This is a genomic window from Bradyrhizobium sp. LA6.8, from assembly GCF_040547935.1.
GTDB lineage: Bacteria > Pseudomonadota > Alphaproteobacteria > Rhizobiales > Xanthobacteraceae > Bradyrhizobium > Bradyrhizobium barranii.
Genome location: NZ_JBEPQQ010000003.1, coordinates 711742 through 727674 on the forward strand (window position 1 = coordinate 711742; position 15933 = coordinate 727674).

The 15933-nt window shown below is 65.0% G+C and carries 16 protein-coding genes and 1 tRNA gene; 5 read left to right on the top strand and 12 right to left on the bottom strand.

Annotated elements, in window-relative coordinates:
- Positions 1-11: 11 nt before the first annotated feature.
- Positions 12-96 (bottom strand) — tRNA-Leu (locus ABIA90_RS17000).
- Positions 97-250: 154 nt separating this feature from the next.
- On the opposite strand from ABIA90_RS17000, the gene ABIA90_RS17005 reads away from it, so the two are divergent.
- Positions 251-1567, top strand: coding sequence for a multicopper oxidase family protein (locus ABIA90_RS17005; protein ID WP_354118012.1), 1317 nt, complete (start codon positions 251-253; stop codon positions 1565-1567).
- Between the two features lie 4 nt (positions 1568-1571).
- Here ABIA90_RS17005 and ABIA90_RS17010 read toward each other — a convergent pair whose 3' ends face one another.
- Positions 1572-2009 (bottom strand): GNAT family N-acetyltransferase, encoded by a 438-nt coding sequence (locus ABIA90_RS17010; RefSeq protein WP_063982955.1) that lies wholly within the window; start codon positions 2007-2009, stop codon positions 1572-1574.
- Positions 2009-3508, bottom strand: a complete 1500-nt coding sequence (locus ABIA90_RS17015; RefSeq protein WP_354118011.1) for an NAD(P)H-hydrate dehydratase — start codon at positions 3506-3508, stop codon at positions 2009-2011. Before ABIA90_RS17015 ends, ABIA90_RS17010 begins: the two co-directional genes overlap by 1 nt.
- A 383-nt stretch (positions 3509-3891) precedes the next feature.
- On the opposite strand from ABIA90_RS17015, the gene ABIA90_RS17020 reads away from it, so the two are divergent.
- The gene (locus ABIA90_RS17020) at positions 3892-4230 is read left to right on the top strand and encodes a P-II family nitrogen regulator (protein WP_007603495.1); all 339 of its coding nucleotides are present in this window, start codon (positions 3892-3894) and stop codon (positions 4228-4230) included.
- Between the two features lie 152 nt (positions 4231-4382).
- The gene (gene glnA, locus ABIA90_RS17025; protein WP_063982953.1) at positions 4383-5792 is read left to right on the top strand and encodes a type I glutamate--ammonia ligase; all 1410 of its coding nucleotides are present in this window, start codon (positions 4383-4385) and stop codon (positions 5790-5792) included.
- Positions 5793-5906: 114 nt separating this feature from the next.
- On the opposite strand, the gene ABIA90_RS17030 is transcribed toward glnA, so the two are convergent.
- The 4 genes from ABIA90_RS17030 to ABIA90_RS17045 form a co-directional block, all read right to left on the bottom strand.
- Positions 5907-7043 carry an asparaginase gene (locus ABIA90_RS17030; protein ID WP_354118010.1) on the bottom strand — a complete coding sequence of 379 codons (1137 nt, stop codon included), beginning with the start codon at positions 7041-7043 and terminating at the stop codon, positions 5907-5909.
- Between the two features lie 81 nt (positions 7044-7124).
- A complete protein-coding gene (locus tag ABIA90_RS17035) occupies positions 7125-7886 on the bottom strand; it encodes a slipin family protein (RefSeq protein ID WP_063982951.1) in 762 nt (253 codons plus the stop codon).
- Entirely contained in the window at positions 7883-9286 is a 1404-nt protein-coding gene (locus ABIA90_RS17040; RefSeq protein ID WP_354118009.1) for an NfeD family protein, read from the bottom strand. The genes ABIA90_RS17035 and ABIA90_RS17040 overlap by 4 nt, the downstream gene beginning before the upstream one ends.
- Positions 9287-9452: 166 nt before the next feature.
- A complete protein-coding gene (locus ABIA90_RS17045; protein WP_071913326.1) occupies positions 9453-9710 on the bottom strand; it encodes a tautomerase family protein in 258 nt (85 codons plus the stop codon).
- A gap of 151 nt (positions 9711-9861) precedes the next feature.
- Here ABIA90_RS17045 and ABIA90_RS17050 point away from each other — a divergent pair, with 151 nt between their 5' ends.
- On the top strand, positions 9862-10839 hold the full coding sequence (locus ABIA90_RS17050; RefSeq protein ID WP_354122461.1) for a GlxA family transcriptional regulator: 978 nt from the start codon (positions 9862-9864) through the stop codon (positions 10837-10839).
- 49 nt (positions 10840-10888) lie between these two features.
- Here ABIA90_RS17050 and ABIA90_RS17055 read toward each other — a convergent pair whose 3' ends face one another.
- Both ABIA90_RS17055 and ABIA90_RS17060 read right to left on the bottom strand, forming a co-directional pair.
- The gene (locus tag ABIA90_RS17055) at positions 10889-11662 is read right to left on the bottom strand and encodes a gamma-glutamyl-gamma-aminobutyrate hydrolase family protein (protein ID WP_354118008.1); all 774 of its coding nucleotides are present in this window, start codon (positions 11660-11662) and stop codon (positions 10889-10891) included.
- Between the two features lie 90 nt (positions 11663-11752).
- Positions 11753-12469, bottom strand: a complete 717-nt coding sequence (locus ABIA90_RS17060; protein WP_354118007.1) for a hypothetical protein — start codon at positions 12467-12469, stop codon at positions 11753-11755.
- A 137-nt stretch (positions 12470-12606) separates the two neighbouring features.
- Here ABIA90_RS17060 and ABIA90_RS17065 point away from each other — a divergent pair, with 137 nt between their 5' ends.
- Positions 12607-13740 carry an AI-2E family transporter gene (locus ABIA90_RS17065; protein WP_354118006.1) on the top strand — a complete coding sequence of 378 codons (1134 nt, stop codon included), beginning with the start codon at positions 12607-12609 and terminating at the stop codon, positions 13738-13740.
- A 76-nt stretch (positions 13741-13816) separates the two neighbouring features.
- Here the strand turns inward: ABIA90_RS17065 and ABIA90_RS17070 are convergent, their stop codons facing one another.
- The 3 genes from ABIA90_RS17070 to ABIA90_RS17080 form a co-directional block, all read right to left on the bottom strand.
- Complete coding sequence (locus tag ABIA90_RS17070; protein WP_028155908.1) at positions 13817-14113, bottom strand: antibiotic biosynthesis monooxygenase family protein; 297 nt, start codon at positions 14111-14113, stop codon at positions 13817-13819.
- A gap of 99 nt (positions 14114-14212) precedes the next feature.
- Positions 14213-14449 (bottom strand): hypothetical protein, encoded by a 237-nt coding sequence (locus ABIA90_RS17075; RefSeq protein ID WP_028149020.1) that lies wholly within the window; start codon positions 14447-14449, stop codon positions 14213-14215.
- Between the two features lie 70 nt (positions 14450-14519).
- Complete coding sequence (locus tag ABIA90_RS17080; protein WP_354118005.1) at positions 14520-15740, bottom strand: GGDEF domain-containing protein; 1221 nt, start codon at positions 15738-15740, stop codon at positions 14520-14522.
- Positions 15741-15933 lie beyond the last annotated feature (193 nt).

Here is a 15933-nt window from a genome sequence, read left to right on the forward strand (position 1 = left end):
CTGAAAGCGCTTGGTGCGGGCGGAGGGACTCGAACCCCCACAACTTTCGTCACTGGAACCTAAATCCAGCGCGTCTACCAGTTCCGCCACGCCCGCGTGAATTTGCATCAAGACCGGCCGCGATGCCGCGGGCGGCCGGGCTTATAGCATGCGCCTGACTGTTCGCAGCAAAAAAATGGCCCGATAGAGACAGGCTTTAAGTAGGCGCGACGGCTGGACTTATCCAGCGCTTCATGGTCCGCATCGAGCCATGAAAACGCGGATCTCTGACCCGACCCGGCGTGAGGTTTTGGCCGGACTTGGAGCTGGACTTGGAGCCTCCGCGGCCGGGCTGATCGCCGGCGGCGCAAGCCCCGCTGTCACCGCCCAGCTCGCCCTGCAGGCAAGGCCGGCAACGCTGGCGCTCAGACCGGGTCAGCCGGCGACACCGATCTGGGAGCTCGCCGCCGTAAGCCATATCGGGAACGTCCGTCTCAAGCGAGGCGACCGCTGCGAGGTTGTCTTCCGGAACGACCTGCCTGTCCCGCTTGCGCCAGTCTGGTACGGCCTGAATGGCCCGGCCGCGGCCGACCCGTTGCGAGGGCGTACGCCGACTGCGCCGGATGTGACTGAAACCTCAATTGTTTCAATACCAAATGCAGGAACTCTGGCAGCCGACTTCCGCCTTTTCGAAGACGGTCTGAAGCTGCCCGCGCGTCCGCTTCCGATCATCGCCGGCGAGACAAATCGCGTCGCCGTCGACCGCGACGAGGTCTTGTTGATCGAGGAATGGCGTCTGCGGCCGGATGGGACCGCGCTTCCGCCCGGCCGCGCCCCCGGGGACGCGACACCGCTCTTTACCCTCAATGGACGGACTTCATTCGAACTCTCAGCCACGGCCGGCGAGCGGCTGCGGCTGCGCTTTATCAACGGCTCGCAACGTTCTGTTCTGGCGATCAAATTGGAAGGCCACGAGGTCCAGGTGATGGCCCTGGACGGACAGCCGGCCGAGCCATTCCCGGCGCGCAACGGCGCCCTGGTGCTCGCCCCCGGCGCACGCGCCGACGCCTTCGTGGACGCGGCCACATCGGCCCCATTCCTGTTGCATGACGGCAAGGAGGCGCGCCAGGTCGGGAGCCTCACGATATCTGGCAAGCTCGAGCGGCGCGCGCCGCTGTTGCCGCCACAGCCGCTCCCCCTGAACGACCTCCCCGAGAAGCTCGACCTCAAAGGCGCCCTGCGGTTCGATGTCGCGCTCGGCGCGCCCGAGGCCGGCTGGGCACGGCCTGCAAGCTTCTCCGTCTCCTCCCATCCGGTCTTCCGCGCCAAGGCCGGCCGCACCGTCGTGTTGGCCCTCAAGAACCCCGGACCGGCTACGACCGTGTTTCACCTGCACGGCCATCATTTCCGCCTGCTCGACAAGCTCGACGACGGCTGGAAGCCCTACTGGCTCGACACGCTCGCAATCGAGCCCGGCCAGACCCAGCGCATCGCGTTCGCGGCGACCTCACCCGGACGCTGGCTGATCGAATCCGTCGTGACCGACTGGACCGCGCCGCGGCTGGTGCGCTGGTACGCGGTGGAGTGAGCGGCTACCGCCCCGTCCAGAGGTAGCGAGCGTCAGGCTCCCGCTCCTCGTTCCGCGCCCCGTCGGTCTGCTCAACCAGTGCGAACCCGCGCGCCTCATAGAAGCGCCGCGCCGGCGCGTTGCGCTCGAAGGTCCAGAGCTCCAGCTGGTCGCTGGCCCGCTTGGCGACATCGAGGAGTTCTGTGCCGACGCCGCGCCCCTGGGCGGCGGGAAGCACATAGAGCTGCTCGACCCAACCTTCGCGGAAGGCGATGATCCCGCTCAGGACGCCATCATCGAACCGTCCCCACACACGGCACGTCGTGAAAACGCGCTCGCGGTAGAACCAGCTGTCCTCGTCAGGTGTGTGCAGCCCAACGAGCCACGGCATCGCCCGGTCAAATGCAATCCGATGGACCTGCGCGGCCTCGCCCATATCGGTGAGTGCGAGCAGCCTGAGCACTAATACTCCACCCCGAGCGCATTATAGATCCGCCGGTGCACGGCCGGCAGCGTCTCGGTCAGGTCCTCCGCGATCAGGCCGGGCCCCGCCTCGCTTCCCGCCTCGCCATGCATCCAGACGCCGATGCTGGCGGCTTCGAAGGCCGGCACGCCCTGCACCAGAAGTCCTGCGATGATGCCGGCGAGCACGTCGCCGGCGCCGGCGGTGGCGAGCCAGGGCGGCGCGTTGGCGGCGATGGTGGCGCGCCCGTCGGGCGCGGCGATGGTGGTATCCGGCCCCTTCAGCAGCACGACCGCACCACAGCGCTCGGCGGCGGCGCGGACGCGCTCCAGCTTCGAGCGGCCCGGATGTTTGTTGCTGAGGTCGGAGAACAGGCGCGGAAATTCACCCTCGTGCGGCGTCAGCACGACCGCACTGTCCTCAGAGGACTTGATCGATTCAAACAGCCGCTCGGGGTTTGCGGCAAAGCTCGTCAGCGCATCCGCGTCCAGCACCAGATGCCGCTGCGCGTGAAGCGCCGTGTGGACGAGATCGCAGGTGCGATCGCCGACGCCCGCGCCGGGTCCGATCAGGCAGGTGTTGTAGCGTTTGTCGCCGAGCAACGCGCCGAATTCGACCGCTGTGTCGCAGGCGCGAACCATCACCGCGGTGAGCGCGCTGGCATTGATCGCGAGCGCATCGCGCGGGGTCGCCAGCGTCACGAGGCCCGCTCCGGCCCGCAAAGCCCCACGGGCGGCGAGCCGCGCCGCGCCGGTCGCGGCGGCATCGCCCGAGACCGCCAGCACGTGGCCCCGTGCGTATTTATGGCCGTCGATGCGCGGCACCGGAAAGGCGGTGCCCCAGAAATCCGGATCGTTCTCGAAGGTCCGCGGCGCGATCTCGTCCAGCACCTGTGCGTCGATGCCGATGTCGGCGACGCGCACGTGGCCGCAATGCATCCGGCCGGGCAGCAGCAAATGCGCCGGCTTCTTGCGGAAGAAGGTGACGGTCTCGGTGGCGTTCACCGCCGCACCCATCACAGCTGCGCTGGTGCCGTTGATGCCGCTCGGCAGGTCGACCGCGAGCACCGGGGCGCCGTTGGCGTTGATCGCTTCGATCATCGCATGCGCCTCGCCGTAGACCGGGCGACTGAGGCCCGCGCCGAACAGCGCATCGATGATCAGCGCGGGCTTTCCGATCGCCTGCGGATTGAACGGCAGCACCGGGTGCTTCCAGCCGCGCGCCGCGGAGGCCGCGTCACCTTGGAGCTGGTCGCGCTCGCACATCAGGATCACCGAGACGTCGCGCCCTTGCGCGGCGAGCTCGGCGGCTGCGACAAAACCGTCGCCGCCATTGTTGCCGGGACCGGCCACGATCAGGATCGGCCCCTCCTCCACCAGCGCATTGGCGGCCTCCGCGACCGCCTGTCCCGCGCTGAGCATCAGCTTGAAGCCGGGCGTGCCTGCCGCAATACTGAGCTGGTCGGCGCGCTGCATTTCAGCGTTGGTCAGAACTTCCATGCCACTTCCCTGGTCCAAACGCCTTTTCAACAGGCACGTTCCGTACAGACCCACCCGGCAGAACAACGATTTGCACAGATATTGAACCGATTGCCTATTTCGTAGTCTGCGGTATTTTGAGCCAGTCGGCTCCACCTATCAGAGATGCGCGTTAAAAGGCTGATAACGCTCCAATAATCAGGGCATTTGCAACTTGGCATAGACCCTGCTTTCGAGGAAGCCGCTTCGGTTCGTCGTGCTCACTGGCAATCTATCAGGGTGTGGCCGGCCGTTGTTGCCGGGCTGGTCAGGCATCCCGGCATAGCGAAGACAAGATCGTGCGTTAAGAAAAGCGCATCCTGACGAAGACGTTGCTATTTGATCGAAAGGCCGGGAGGCGCGCAGTGAAGAAAATCGAAGCCATCATCAAGCCATTCAAGCTCGACGAGGTGAAGGAAGCGCTTCAGGAAGTCGGCCTGCAAGGCATCACCGTGACCGAGGCCAAGGGCTTTGGCCGGCAGAAGGGCCACGCCGAGCTTTACCGCGGCGCAGAATACATCGTCGATTTCCTCCCCAAGGTGAAGATCGAGATCGTGATCGGCGACGATCTGGTCGAGCGCGCCATCGACGCGATCCGCCGCGCCGCGCAGACCGGGCGCATCGGCGACGGCAAGATTTTCGTCTCCAATATCGAAGAGGCGATCCGCATCCGGACCGGCGAATCCGGGCTGGACGCTATCTGAGCCGGGTGCTATCCCGCATTTTGCGACACTCCGACAAGAAAAAGGCTGCTTCGGCGGCCTGATTTTGTTTGTGCGCTCGCGCGCGAACTCGCCAAAAGCGAGAACAATCTTGCTCACCTGGAAACCGACCCGCAGAGCCAAAAGGGGTATGCATGAAGACCGCCAAAGACGTCCTGAAATCGATCAAGGACAACGACGTCAAATACGTCGACCTGCGCTTCACCGATCCGCGCGGCAAGTGGCAGCACGTGACGTTCGACATCAGCATGATCGATGAGGACATTTTCGCCGAAGGGACGATGTTCGACGGCTCCTCGATCGCCGGCTGGAAGGCGATCAACGAGTCCGACATGTGCCTGATGCCGGATCCGGTGACCGCGACGATCGACCCGTTCTTCGCCGAGACCACCATGGTCATCACCTGCGACGTGCTCGAGCCGACCACCGGCGAGCCCTACAACCGCGACCCCCGCGGCATCGCCAAGAAGGCCGAGGCCATGGTGAAGTCGATGGGCGTGGGCGACAGCGTGTTCGTCGGCCCCGAAGCCGAGTTCTTCGTGTTCGACGACGTGCGCTTCTCCGCCAACCCCTACAACACCGGCTTCCGTCTCGACTCCTCGGAGCTGCCGACCAACTCCGACACCGAATATGAAGGCGGCAATCTCGGCCACCGCGTCCGCACCAAGGGCGGCTACTTCCCGGTGCCGCCGCAGGACTCCGTGCAGGACATGCGCTCCGAAATGCTCGGCGCCATGGCCAAGATGGGCGTCAAGGTCGAGAAGCATCACCACGAAGTCGCGTCCGCCCAGCACGAGCTCGGCATGAAGTTCGACACGCTGACGCTGATGGCCGACCACATGCAGATCTACAAGTACTGCATCCACCAGGTCGCGCACATCTACGGCAAGACCGCCACCTTCATGCCGAAGCCGGTCTATGGCGACAACGGCTCGGGCATGCACGTGCACCAGTCGATCTGGAAGGACGGCAAGCCGGTGTTCGCCGGCAACAAGTACGCCGACCTGTCGGAGACCTGCCTTCACTACATCGGCGGCATCATCAAGCACGCCAAGGCGATCAACGCCTTCACCAACCCGTCGACCAACTCCTACAAGCGTCTGGTCCCGGGCTATGAGGCTCCCGTGCTGCTCGCCTACTCCGCGCGCAACCGCTCGGCCTCCTGCCGCATCCCCTACACCGCTTCGCCGAAGGCCAAGCGTGTCGAGGTGCGCTTCCCCGATCCGCTCGCCAATCCCTATCTCGGCTTCGCCGCGATGCTGATGGCCGGCCTCGACGGCATCAAGAACAAGATCGATCCGGGTCCGGCGATGGACAAGGACCTCTACGACCTGCCGAAGGAAGAGCTGAAGCAGATCCCGACGGTGTGCGGCTCGCTCCGCGAGGCGCTCGAAAACCTCGACAAGGACCGCGGCTTCCTCAAGAACGGCGGCGTGTTCGACGACGACTTCATCGACAGCTACATCGAGCTGAAGATGACCGAGGTCGAGCGCTTCGAAATGACCCCGCACCCGGTCGAGTTCGACATGTACTATTCGGGCTAAGCGGCCCAAACTCTCTGCGACAAGCAAAAGGCGCTCCGCGAGGAGCGCCTTTTCGTTTTGGGGAGTCGCAGGGTGGATTACGCTAACCCACCCTGCAGGACACGACGCGCCCAATCACCACGTTGCAGTGAAGGCGCGCTGGAGCTCGGCCGGAGCCGTAACCCCGCCCGCGATCAGCAATTGAGTGAGAACACGGGCCTTCTGCGGATTGAGGTCCTCGGACACGACGAACCCGTTCTTGTCGTCGTCAACCTCGACATTCCGGGTGACGAAGCCGGATCGGACCCGCGTCGAGCGGACGACGATGACGCCCTTCTTCGCCGCCGCTTCGAGCGCATCGAGGGCCTGCTTCGATGTGTTGCCGTCGCCGACGCCGGCCAGCACAATGCCCTTGGCGCCGTGGGAAATGGCGTCCTCGATCGGAACGGCGTCCATGTTGGCGTGCGAATAGACGATCTCGACGCGCGGCAATTGCTCGCCGGCCGGGAGCGGATAGGTCGTGCGTTTGAAGCCGGCGGCCTGGGTCATGAAACGGATGCCGCCGGCGCTGTCGACATAGCCGATCGGGCCGTCATTGGGGGAGCTGAACGTCTCGATGCTCGTGGTGTTGGTCTTGGTGATCGAGCGGGCGCTCTGGATCTTGTCGTTCAGCACGGCCATCACGCCGCGGCCGCGAGAGCGCGGATCCGCTGCCACCTGCACCGCTTCGTACAGATTGCCGGGGCCGTCCGCACTCACCGCCGTGGCCGGACGCATCGAACCGACGATCACCACCGGCTTGTCGCTGCGCACGACATTGTCGAGAAAGAACGCGGTCTCCTCGAGCGTATCCGTGCCGTGGGTGATGAGGATTCCATCGGCTTCATTCTTGTCGAAGGCGTCCTGGATGCGGCGGGCCAGGGCAAACCAGACCTTGTCGTTCATGTCCTGGGATCCGATCGACGAAATCTGCTCGGCGTTCAGCTTCGCGAGCTTGTCCAGGCCCGGCACCGACTGCATCAACTGTTCGCCAGTGATCTGGCCGGATTTGTACGCGCCGGTCGCGCGCGCGTCGGCCTGGCCTGCGATGGTGCCTCCCGTCGCAAGCACGAGAATGCGCGGCAGGCTCGCCGCCGTCGCGTCCTTGCCCGGCTCTGCGGCCTGCGCCGCATCGATCCCCCACGACCAAAGTGCGAGGGCGACCAGCGGGACGGTGAGCATCAATGTCCGATTTCGGCGGCGGCTTGCTGGTCTGGCGGCATGCTTCGTCATCGAATTTTCCTCCCGTTTAAGTTGGGAGCAATATTCGACACCTCCATTTGGGCCGAAGATGGGTCATCCTGCCGCTGATGGCTACGGGTTGTCGCGCCGCGGCACAAAATGGTCGAGCAGGCCCGTCGGCAGCGGAAAGACGATGGTCGACGACCGTTCGCCCGCGATGTCGTGCAGGGCCGCGAAATAACGTAGTTGCATCGCCTGAGGCTCCTGCGCGAGAATCCGGCCGGCCTCGACGAGCTTTTCGGCAGCCTGCTGCTCGCCCATCGCATTGATCACCTTGGCCCGCCGCAACCGCTCAGCCTCGGCCTGTTTGGCAATCGCGCGCACCATGGTTTCATTGAGATCGACGTCCTTGATCTCTATGCCGGTGACCTTGATGCCCCAGACGTCGGTCTGCTTGTCGAGGATCTCCTGGATGTCCGCGTTCAACCTGTCGCGCTCGGCAAGCATCTCGTCGAGCTCGTGCTTGCCGAGCACCGAGCGCAACGTGGTCTGGGCGAGCTGGCTGGTGGCGGCCATGTAATCGCCGACCTTGATGATGGCCCGTTCGGGGTCGACGATGCGGAAGTACAGAACGGCGTTGACCTTGACGGAGACGTTGTCCCGCGAAATCACGTCCTGCGGCGGCACGACCTGCACCATCACCCGCAGATCCACCTTCACGAGTTGCTGCACGATCGGAATGAGGATGATGAGGCCCGGGCCCTTCACGCCGGTAAAGCGGCCGAGCGTAAAGATGACGCCACGCTCGTATTCGCGCAGGATTCGAATAGCCTGGGACAGGAACATGATGACGAGCAACGCAAGCGCCGCATAGGTCAGATATTCCAGCATCATGATGTACCTCCCTCGCCTGTTGGTGCGCGCCGTATCAGCAGCGTCAGGTCGACGATGTTGGCGACTTCGACCGTCTCTCCGGGCTTGAACGTTTCGGCGCCGCGCGCCTGCCAGCGCTCACCATGGGCAAAGACATGACCTTCGTTCCCATTCCAGTCGAGAACCTCGGCGGGCAAGCCTCGCATGGCCTGCGCGCCGACCAGTGCAGGAGCCCTGCCGACGCGCCGAAGCGAACCGAGCACGACGAGCGCAAAGCCGGCGAACACTGCTGCGGTGATGCCGATCACCCACCACGACAGGTGGTAGCCCGGCGCCTCGCCCCTGAAAAGCATCAGCGCTCCCAGCACGAACGCGATGATCCCTCCGAGCCCGATCACCACGGTCGGGTTGAAGGCTTCGATGGTGAGAAGGACGAGTCCAACCAACATCAGGGCGAGGCCGGCATAATTGATCGGCAGCAGATTGAGCGCATAGAGGCCGATCAGCAGGCAGATCGCGCCGACGACTCCGGGGGCGACGGCTCCAGGAGACATGAACTCGAAGATCAAGCCGTAGATGCCGACCATCAGGAGAATGAACGCCACGTTCGGATCGGTGATCACCGCCAGGAAGCGGGATATCGGTCCGGGATCGATAGCTTCAACGACGGCATCCTTTGTCACCAGGCGTTGCGTCTTGCCGCCTGCGACCTCGACCACGCGACCATCGATCTGCCTCAGCAATTCAGCCTGATCGCGCGCGACGAGATCGATGGCATGAGCCTCTAGCGCGGCGTTCGCAGAGAGCGTGGCAGCCTCACGGACCGCCTTCTCCGCCCAGTCCACATTGCGGTTGCGCAACTCCGCAAGGCTGCGGATGAAGGCAACCGCATCATTGGTCGCCTTGGCCGTCATGGCATCCTTGGGCTGATCCTTGGACTCGCCCTGCTGGTCACCGTCCTTCTTGTCCTTGCCGCCCTTGTCCGCCGGTCCGCTCGGAAGACCCGGCAGCGGCCCGCCGATCTGCACCGGCGTCGCGGCGCCAATATTGGTGCCCGGCGCCATCGCCGCGATGTGGGTCGCATAAAGGATATAGGTCCCCGCGCTCGCCGCGTGGGCGCCGGACGGCGCGACGTAACCGACGACAGGGATCGGCGAAGCCAGCACATCCGCGATGATCTCGCGCATGCTTGAATTGAGGCCGCCGGGCGTGTTCAGTCTCAGAATCACGACCTCGGCACGCCGTTCGCTTGCCTTGGCCAAAGCCTCCTTGACGTAGCTGGCCGACGCAGGGCCGATGGCTCCGTCGATCGAAACGACCAATGCAAGACGGCCGTTCTCCTCCGCTGAGCTGGGAAGGAGGCAGCAGATCAAAGCCACGACGCCAATCGCCGCAACGAGGGCCGCCTTCATGGTCTGCACGGCAGGGCTCCCTTGCAGAACATATGGTGGGCGTCTTGCGAACCTCAATGCGGCCGCGTGCAGGCCATGATTGTGCGATGCAATGGAAATCGCCCCGCAGATCGATTGAGCACAGGTGCGGTGGCGAACCATGCCTTTGGCCGGTCCGCCCGCGCACGCTGCGCTGCTACGGCCGTCGGACCCGCACGCCATCCGCGCCGATCGTGCCGAACATACCGGCGATGATCTCAGGCGTCGGCTGCATGCCGCCGAGCGACCAGTGCGCCGGCTCCTGCTCCTCGATCCTGACCCAGACGTTGCGGCGGAAATCCGGGTTGCCCTGCCCTTCGACCTCGACCAGGAGATCGGTGACGCGCTCGAGCAGGGTCTTCTTTTGCCCGGCATCCAGGATGCCGCGGACGGTGGAAATGGTGACGTAAGGCATGTCTCTCTCCAATGATGTCGTGTGACGACGGCACGAGACTGGACCTGACAGCGCCGGCAAGGCAGTGGCGGATGAGACAGAGATCGGGCAATTTCCGCCACGCAGCCCCACGCCGATCGGCTAGGATCGCCGCGCCTGTCCTGGAGGTCTCATGAAGCTCGCAATTCTGGCGCTGGAAGGCTGCATGCATTCGGCGATCGCCGGGATCGCCGACATCCTGTCGCTTGCCAATCACGTGATGCAGCAGAGCGGTGCGAAAACGCGCTTCGCCTGGGAGGTGCTTTCGCTCGACGGCAAGCCGGTGCGCGCCGGCGGCGGCCAGATGGTCGCCGTCGATGGCGCGGTCGGCAAACGCGGTCGCTTCGACGCGATCCTCGTCCCCGGCAACCTCGTCGATCACGTCACGGCGGAACGCCTGCAACCGCAATATGCCCGCGCCGGCGCCTGGTTTCGGCAGCAGCATGCGAGCGGCCGGCTGATCGGCGCATTCTGCAGCGGCGTCTTCCTGCTTGCAGGCAGCGGCCTGCTCGATCACCGCCGCGCCACCATCACCTGGTGGCTGCAAGGCGAGCTGCGGCAGCGCCATCCCACCATCGACCTCGCTGCCGACGCCGTCATCACCGTCGCGGACCGCATCGTCTGCGCGGCCGGACCGATGTCGTGGGTCGACCTCCTGCTCAGGCTGATCGAGATGGTCGACGGCAAGGCGATTGCAAAGCTCTGTGCGGACTACGTCGTCATCGACACCGCGCAACGCACCCAGTCGATCTTCATGCCCGTCGGCTATTTGCTGTCGCAGGACCCGCTGCTGACCCGGGCCGACCTGCTGGTTCGCCGCACCGGCAAGAGCCCGATGACGGTCAAGCGCCTCGCCGATGCGCTCGGCCTCAGCGAGCGCACGCTGAACCGGAAATTCCAGGAGCTCACGCGCGAGCCGCCGCAAGCCTTCATCATGCGCCGCCGCGTCGAGCACGCGCGCACGCTGCTGGAGACGACGGCGCAGCCGATCAAGACCATCGCACGCACGGCCGGCTATGAGGACGAGAGCAGCTTTCGCAAGGCGTTCCGCAAGCTGACCCTGATGTCGCCCCAGGCCTATCGCGCGAGACGGATGGTGCAGACGGCGTAAACTGCGAAACCAAGCGTCGCTCAGTGGAGAGCTGCGAGCGAGCTTCTTGTTACGCCATCGCACGCTGGCGTACGACCATCGCCTCGCCGAACGCCTCGAACAGCTTGCGGTTGATCGGATTGCGCTGCGGGTCGTATTCGGCGTGCCATTGTACGCCGAGCGCGAAGGTCGAGGCTTCCGCGATGCGGATCGCCTCGATGGTGCCGTCCTCGGCGACGCCCTCGATCAGCACGCGCTTGCCGGGATCGAGAATGCCCTGGCCATGCAGCGAATTGACCCTGATCTTCTCGCAGCCGAGCAGCCGCGCGAAGGCGCCTCCGGGCGTGAGGTCAACGTCGTGACGGTCGGCGAACACCACGGTCGGATCGGGATGAATCTCGCCGTTCTCGAGCCTGGGCATGCGGTGGTTCATGCGGCCGGGGATTTCGCGGATCTCCGGATGCAGCGAGCCGCCGAAGGCGACGTTCATCTCCTGCAGGCCCCGGCAGATGCCGAACAGCGGAATGCCGCGGGACACGCAAGCGACCGAGAGCGCCAGCGCCACCTCGTCGCGGTGGATGTCGTAGGGCTCGTGCCGCTCGCACGGATCGACATTGAAACGGGTCGGATGGACGTTGGCGCGGGCGCCGGTGAGCACGATCCCGTCGACCACATCGAGCAGCGCGCCGATATCGGTGATGTCGGGCGCTCCCGCAAACATCATCGGCAGGCCGCCGGAAACCTCGGCCACAGCGCGCAAATTGCGCTCGCCGACCATCTGGACCTGAAATCGATTTTCGACGCGATGGGCGTTCCCGATCACGCCGACGACCGGCTTTCTCATCTCCCGTTCCGACCTCCCGCGTAAGAAGATTCTCCAAACATGCCCTTGGGATGGAACAAATTCAACAGAAGGGATCGCGGGACGGCAATGCTATTTTCGCGCAAATGCCTCCCGGGCCTCGGTTGTCCCCACGACGGGCAGGCCGGCGGCCTTCAGCGCGGTTGCCGCCGGATCGTCCGGCGTGGCCAGCCAGGGCAGTTTCGCCTCGATTCCGCGCGTCACGGGCTCCCCGAGCACCCCGCCGAAATCGATCGGCCAAAACCCGTTGGGCACCACCTCGGCGGTGAGGGCACGGACGGCGTAGCCATCGCCCAGAACCGCATCCGCATGGTCGCCGGCGACAAGGCGCGCGGTCTGGGGGTCTTTGGGATCGCCAAAGCTCACGAGCACGGGGACCAGCTCCCCCTGCACCGGGACAATGCCGGCCTGCCGGCTGATATCGTTGAACGAGACGCGGTTGCCGCGCGCGGCGCCATAGGCACGGAGCGCGACATAGTTGATGTCGTCGAGGTCGAGCTTGCCGCCCTGCTGATGCGCCAGCAATGCCACCAGGTTCTTGCCTTTGCCGCCGTCTTGGCCGAGATCGACGAACACAGCCTCCCCGCGCATCGTGGTGCGGCCGCCACGGTTATAGTTGCGGTCGGGCACGACGGCGAGAACGCCGGACCCCGTCTTGATCCCGTCAGGCGTCATCACCTCGACCGTGAGGCGGTATTTGTGGCCGGGCCGGTTGATCCGGATCTGGTCGCCGATCACGATCACGGCCAGAAGCCCGAGCAGACCGGCCCACTTGCTGATGAAACTCAAGCGCCCCCCACCTGTTTTCTCCTCATCGCTCTGCACCGTTCGCGCGACAGCGTCAAACCAGCGCGTTGACGCGGTCTTGATCGGAAGCGCGTTTGTCGAAAGAGTGCCCCGCCCGCAGCCGCCGAAAAGGACATGATGTGACCATCCTCGCAGACCAACGCCCCACGACCCGCACCGATCTGGCTTGGGCAATTTCGGTCGGCGGCATCGGCGTCGTGCTGTTCACGGCGATGCTGGTCTTCACCTGGTATTTTGCGACCACGCTGCTGCTGATCTTCACCGGCATGCTGCTCGGCGTCGGCCTCAACGCGCTGACCAACGCGCTCGGCCGCCGCGTGCACCTGCCGCATCCGGTCCGGCTCGCGATCGTCTGCGTCGTGCTTGCGGTGCTGCTCGCGGGTGTCGCCTATCTCGGCGGCGCCACCATCGCCGAGCAGGCCTCGCTGCTGAGCAAGACCATCAAGTCGCAGATCGGCAACGTGAAGACCTTCCTGGACAACCACGGGATCGATACCAGCTTCTTCGATCTCGGCAACGCTGCGTCCGACACTTCGGCCAATCCACCATCGGACTCGACACCCTCGCCAGCAGCCCCCCCGCGCGGTTCCTTGCCCAGCGCCGGCGCGCTGGCCTCCAGCGGTGGCGCGATCGTGAGCCAGACCTTCAAGCTCCTGCTCGGCACCATCCACGGCGTGGGAAACATCTTCATCGTGCTGTTCCTGGGGCTGTCCTTCGCCGCCCAGCCCCGCGTCTATCACGACGGCCTGTTGTTCCTGGCGCCGGCGAGGCATCGCACCCGCGTCACCCTGATCATCGACGGCATCAGCGAGACGCTGGAACGCTGGCTGATCGCGCAGATCGTCGTGATGATTGCGGTTGGCATCGTGACCTGGATCGGGCTTGCCATCATCGGCATCCCCGGCTCGTTCATCCTGGGGATTCAGGCGGGCCTGCTCGCCTTCATTCCGACCGTCGGCGCAATCATTGCCGGCGTCGTCGTGGTACTCGCGAGCCTCGCCTCGGGCTGGATTCCGGCGCTGTCGGCCTTCCTCCTCTTCATGGGCGTGCACGCGATGGAGAGCTATGTGCTGACGCCGATCCTGCAGCGGCAGGCCCTCGACATCCCGCCGGCCACGCTGTTCGCGTTCCAGATCCTGCTCGGCGTCGTGTTCGGCATCTGGGGCCTGGCGCTGGCGCTGCCACTGGTCGCCATCGCCAAGGTCATGATCGACCACTTCAAGACGTATGAGGCGCCGCCCCTGGCAGCATGATCCGGAAAAGTGCGCAGCGGTTTTCCGAAAAGATCATGCTCAGGCAACGAGGCGGCGTAAGACGTCGAGAAGCAGCTCAGGTCGTCAGCACGGTCTCGGTGTGCTCGACCTCCGGGGGCGAAGCAAAGTACTGACCGACGAGGCCGCGCCATTCGGTGAAATTCTCCGAGCCGCGGAAATCGACGGTGTGATTCTCCAGCGTCGCCCACTTCACCATCAGCCGGTAGCGCTGCGGCTTCTCGATCGACTTGTGCAGCTCGAAGCCGTGAAAGCCCTTCGAACCGCCGAAGGCGGCCTTGGCCTTGGCGACGGCCGCCTCAAAGTCCTTCTCGCTGCCCGGCTTGACGTCGATTTGCGCGATCTCGGTGATCATCGGTTTCCACCCTGTTTGTTTGATGGGTGTGTCTACCGTAGACCGCAACGAAGAAAAAGGCACCGAATCGGCGCCCTGACCGGTCAAAAATGCGTGCTCTCAGGCCAACAGCAGAGCGGTGCCTGCCACGATGAGCGCGCAACCGATGAACAGCGCGAGCGGCCAGTAGCTACGGCTTTGCGTGTAGCGCCCCTGCGCGCGGCGCTCGGTGATGAGCGCGCGCTCGTATTCATCCGCGGTGGAGAACACGCAGGCGAAGCCGCCGCGGGCCGAGGCCGCAGCGGCTTCGAGCGACATCAGGGCAGCCTGCGGGTTCTGTCGACGGATCGATTCCATGACCGCAATGGTAGGGATCGAATGGTAAACAGCGGATTACCGAAGGCGCCTCTTGAGGCGCCTCTTGGCTTCAGGCGGTGGCCGGACGCGCCTGCGACGCACCGACCCGCGCCGCGCTCTGGCGGCGCCAGTTCTCCAGCGACAGCGGCAGCTCCTCCGCCGCCTCGACGCGGTTACGGCCACCGCGCTTGGCCTGATAGAGCGCGGTGTCGGCCGAGGCCAGCAGCACCTCCAGCTCGGTGCCGGCCGGACCGCCGGCAACGCCGATGCTGACGGTGGTGTCGACTGGGCCCTCATCGACCACGACGCCAGAGGTCTCGAACGCCTCGCGCACGCGCTCGGCAACCAGCACGCCCTCCTCCAGCGAACACGGCAGCAGGGCGGCGAACTCCTCGCCGCCGATGCGGCCCGACATGTCGGTCATGCGCAGGTTGCTGACGACGACGGTCGAGAACAGTTTCAGCATCTCGTCGCCGGCGGGATGGCCGAAGCGGTCGTTGATCGACTTGAAATGATCGATGTCGAAGATCATCACGGTCACGGGACGGCCGGCCTTGGCTTCGCGCTCGATCACGCGCCCGCAGGCTTCCGAGAAGCCGCGGCGGTTGAGCATGCCGGTCAGGGGATCGGTGGACGCGGCGGTCCGGTGCGCAGTCACCGTGCGCTCCGACACCAGCATGAAGATCACGAACACGGTGCCGACGGCATAAAGGATGAGCTCGACCGCAAACACGGTGACCCAGATGCTGCCGGAGAAGCCGGCATCGTTCGGACGCAGGAAGCTGCCGAGCACGATCGGCAGCATCAGCACGCAGCCGTGCATCACCGGCACCACGAAGGCCGGCCAGCGCCGTTGCAGGCTCTTGCGCCGCTCGACCCAGAGCTCGCTCGCGGTCAGCGCCGCATAGACCGAGACGATGCCGGCGCCGACGATCATGCGCAGCATGGACGCGGCGGGATCAAGCAGCGTCACGGCGGCAGCCCAGGCCAGCGCGCCGACGAGGAGCCCCGGCCAGTTCGGCTTGCGGCCGTGGAAGACGCGCGCCGCATTCCACACCATGCCGCAGGCGACGAAGCCGACCGCGTTCAGCGCAAGGTAAAGATGCGGGCCGAGCTTGTCGCCGGCCGCGGTCCATAGCGCAACGGACGCTGCGCCGAGGAGATACGCGGTGCCCCACCATTTCAGCGCGGGGCTGTTCTCCTGCGTGCCGAAAAACACCATCATGGCGCCGAGCAGTGCGGCAACCATGGTGGCGACCAAATAGAGCGTGATGCTATCGAGCGACATCATGTCGGCCCCCTTCTAGACATAGCAAGTTACGCGATCGGCCCAGCCGACTTGCGCGCCCTTCCAGATGCGACGCTATGTCCCGCGAGTTCCATTCAGGTTTTCATGCGGGGCCAAGTTTTCGGGAAACACGTCATCAATTTGCATACAAACGAACAACAAAAAGGGCGCTGAAATCAGCGCCCTTTTGCATCTC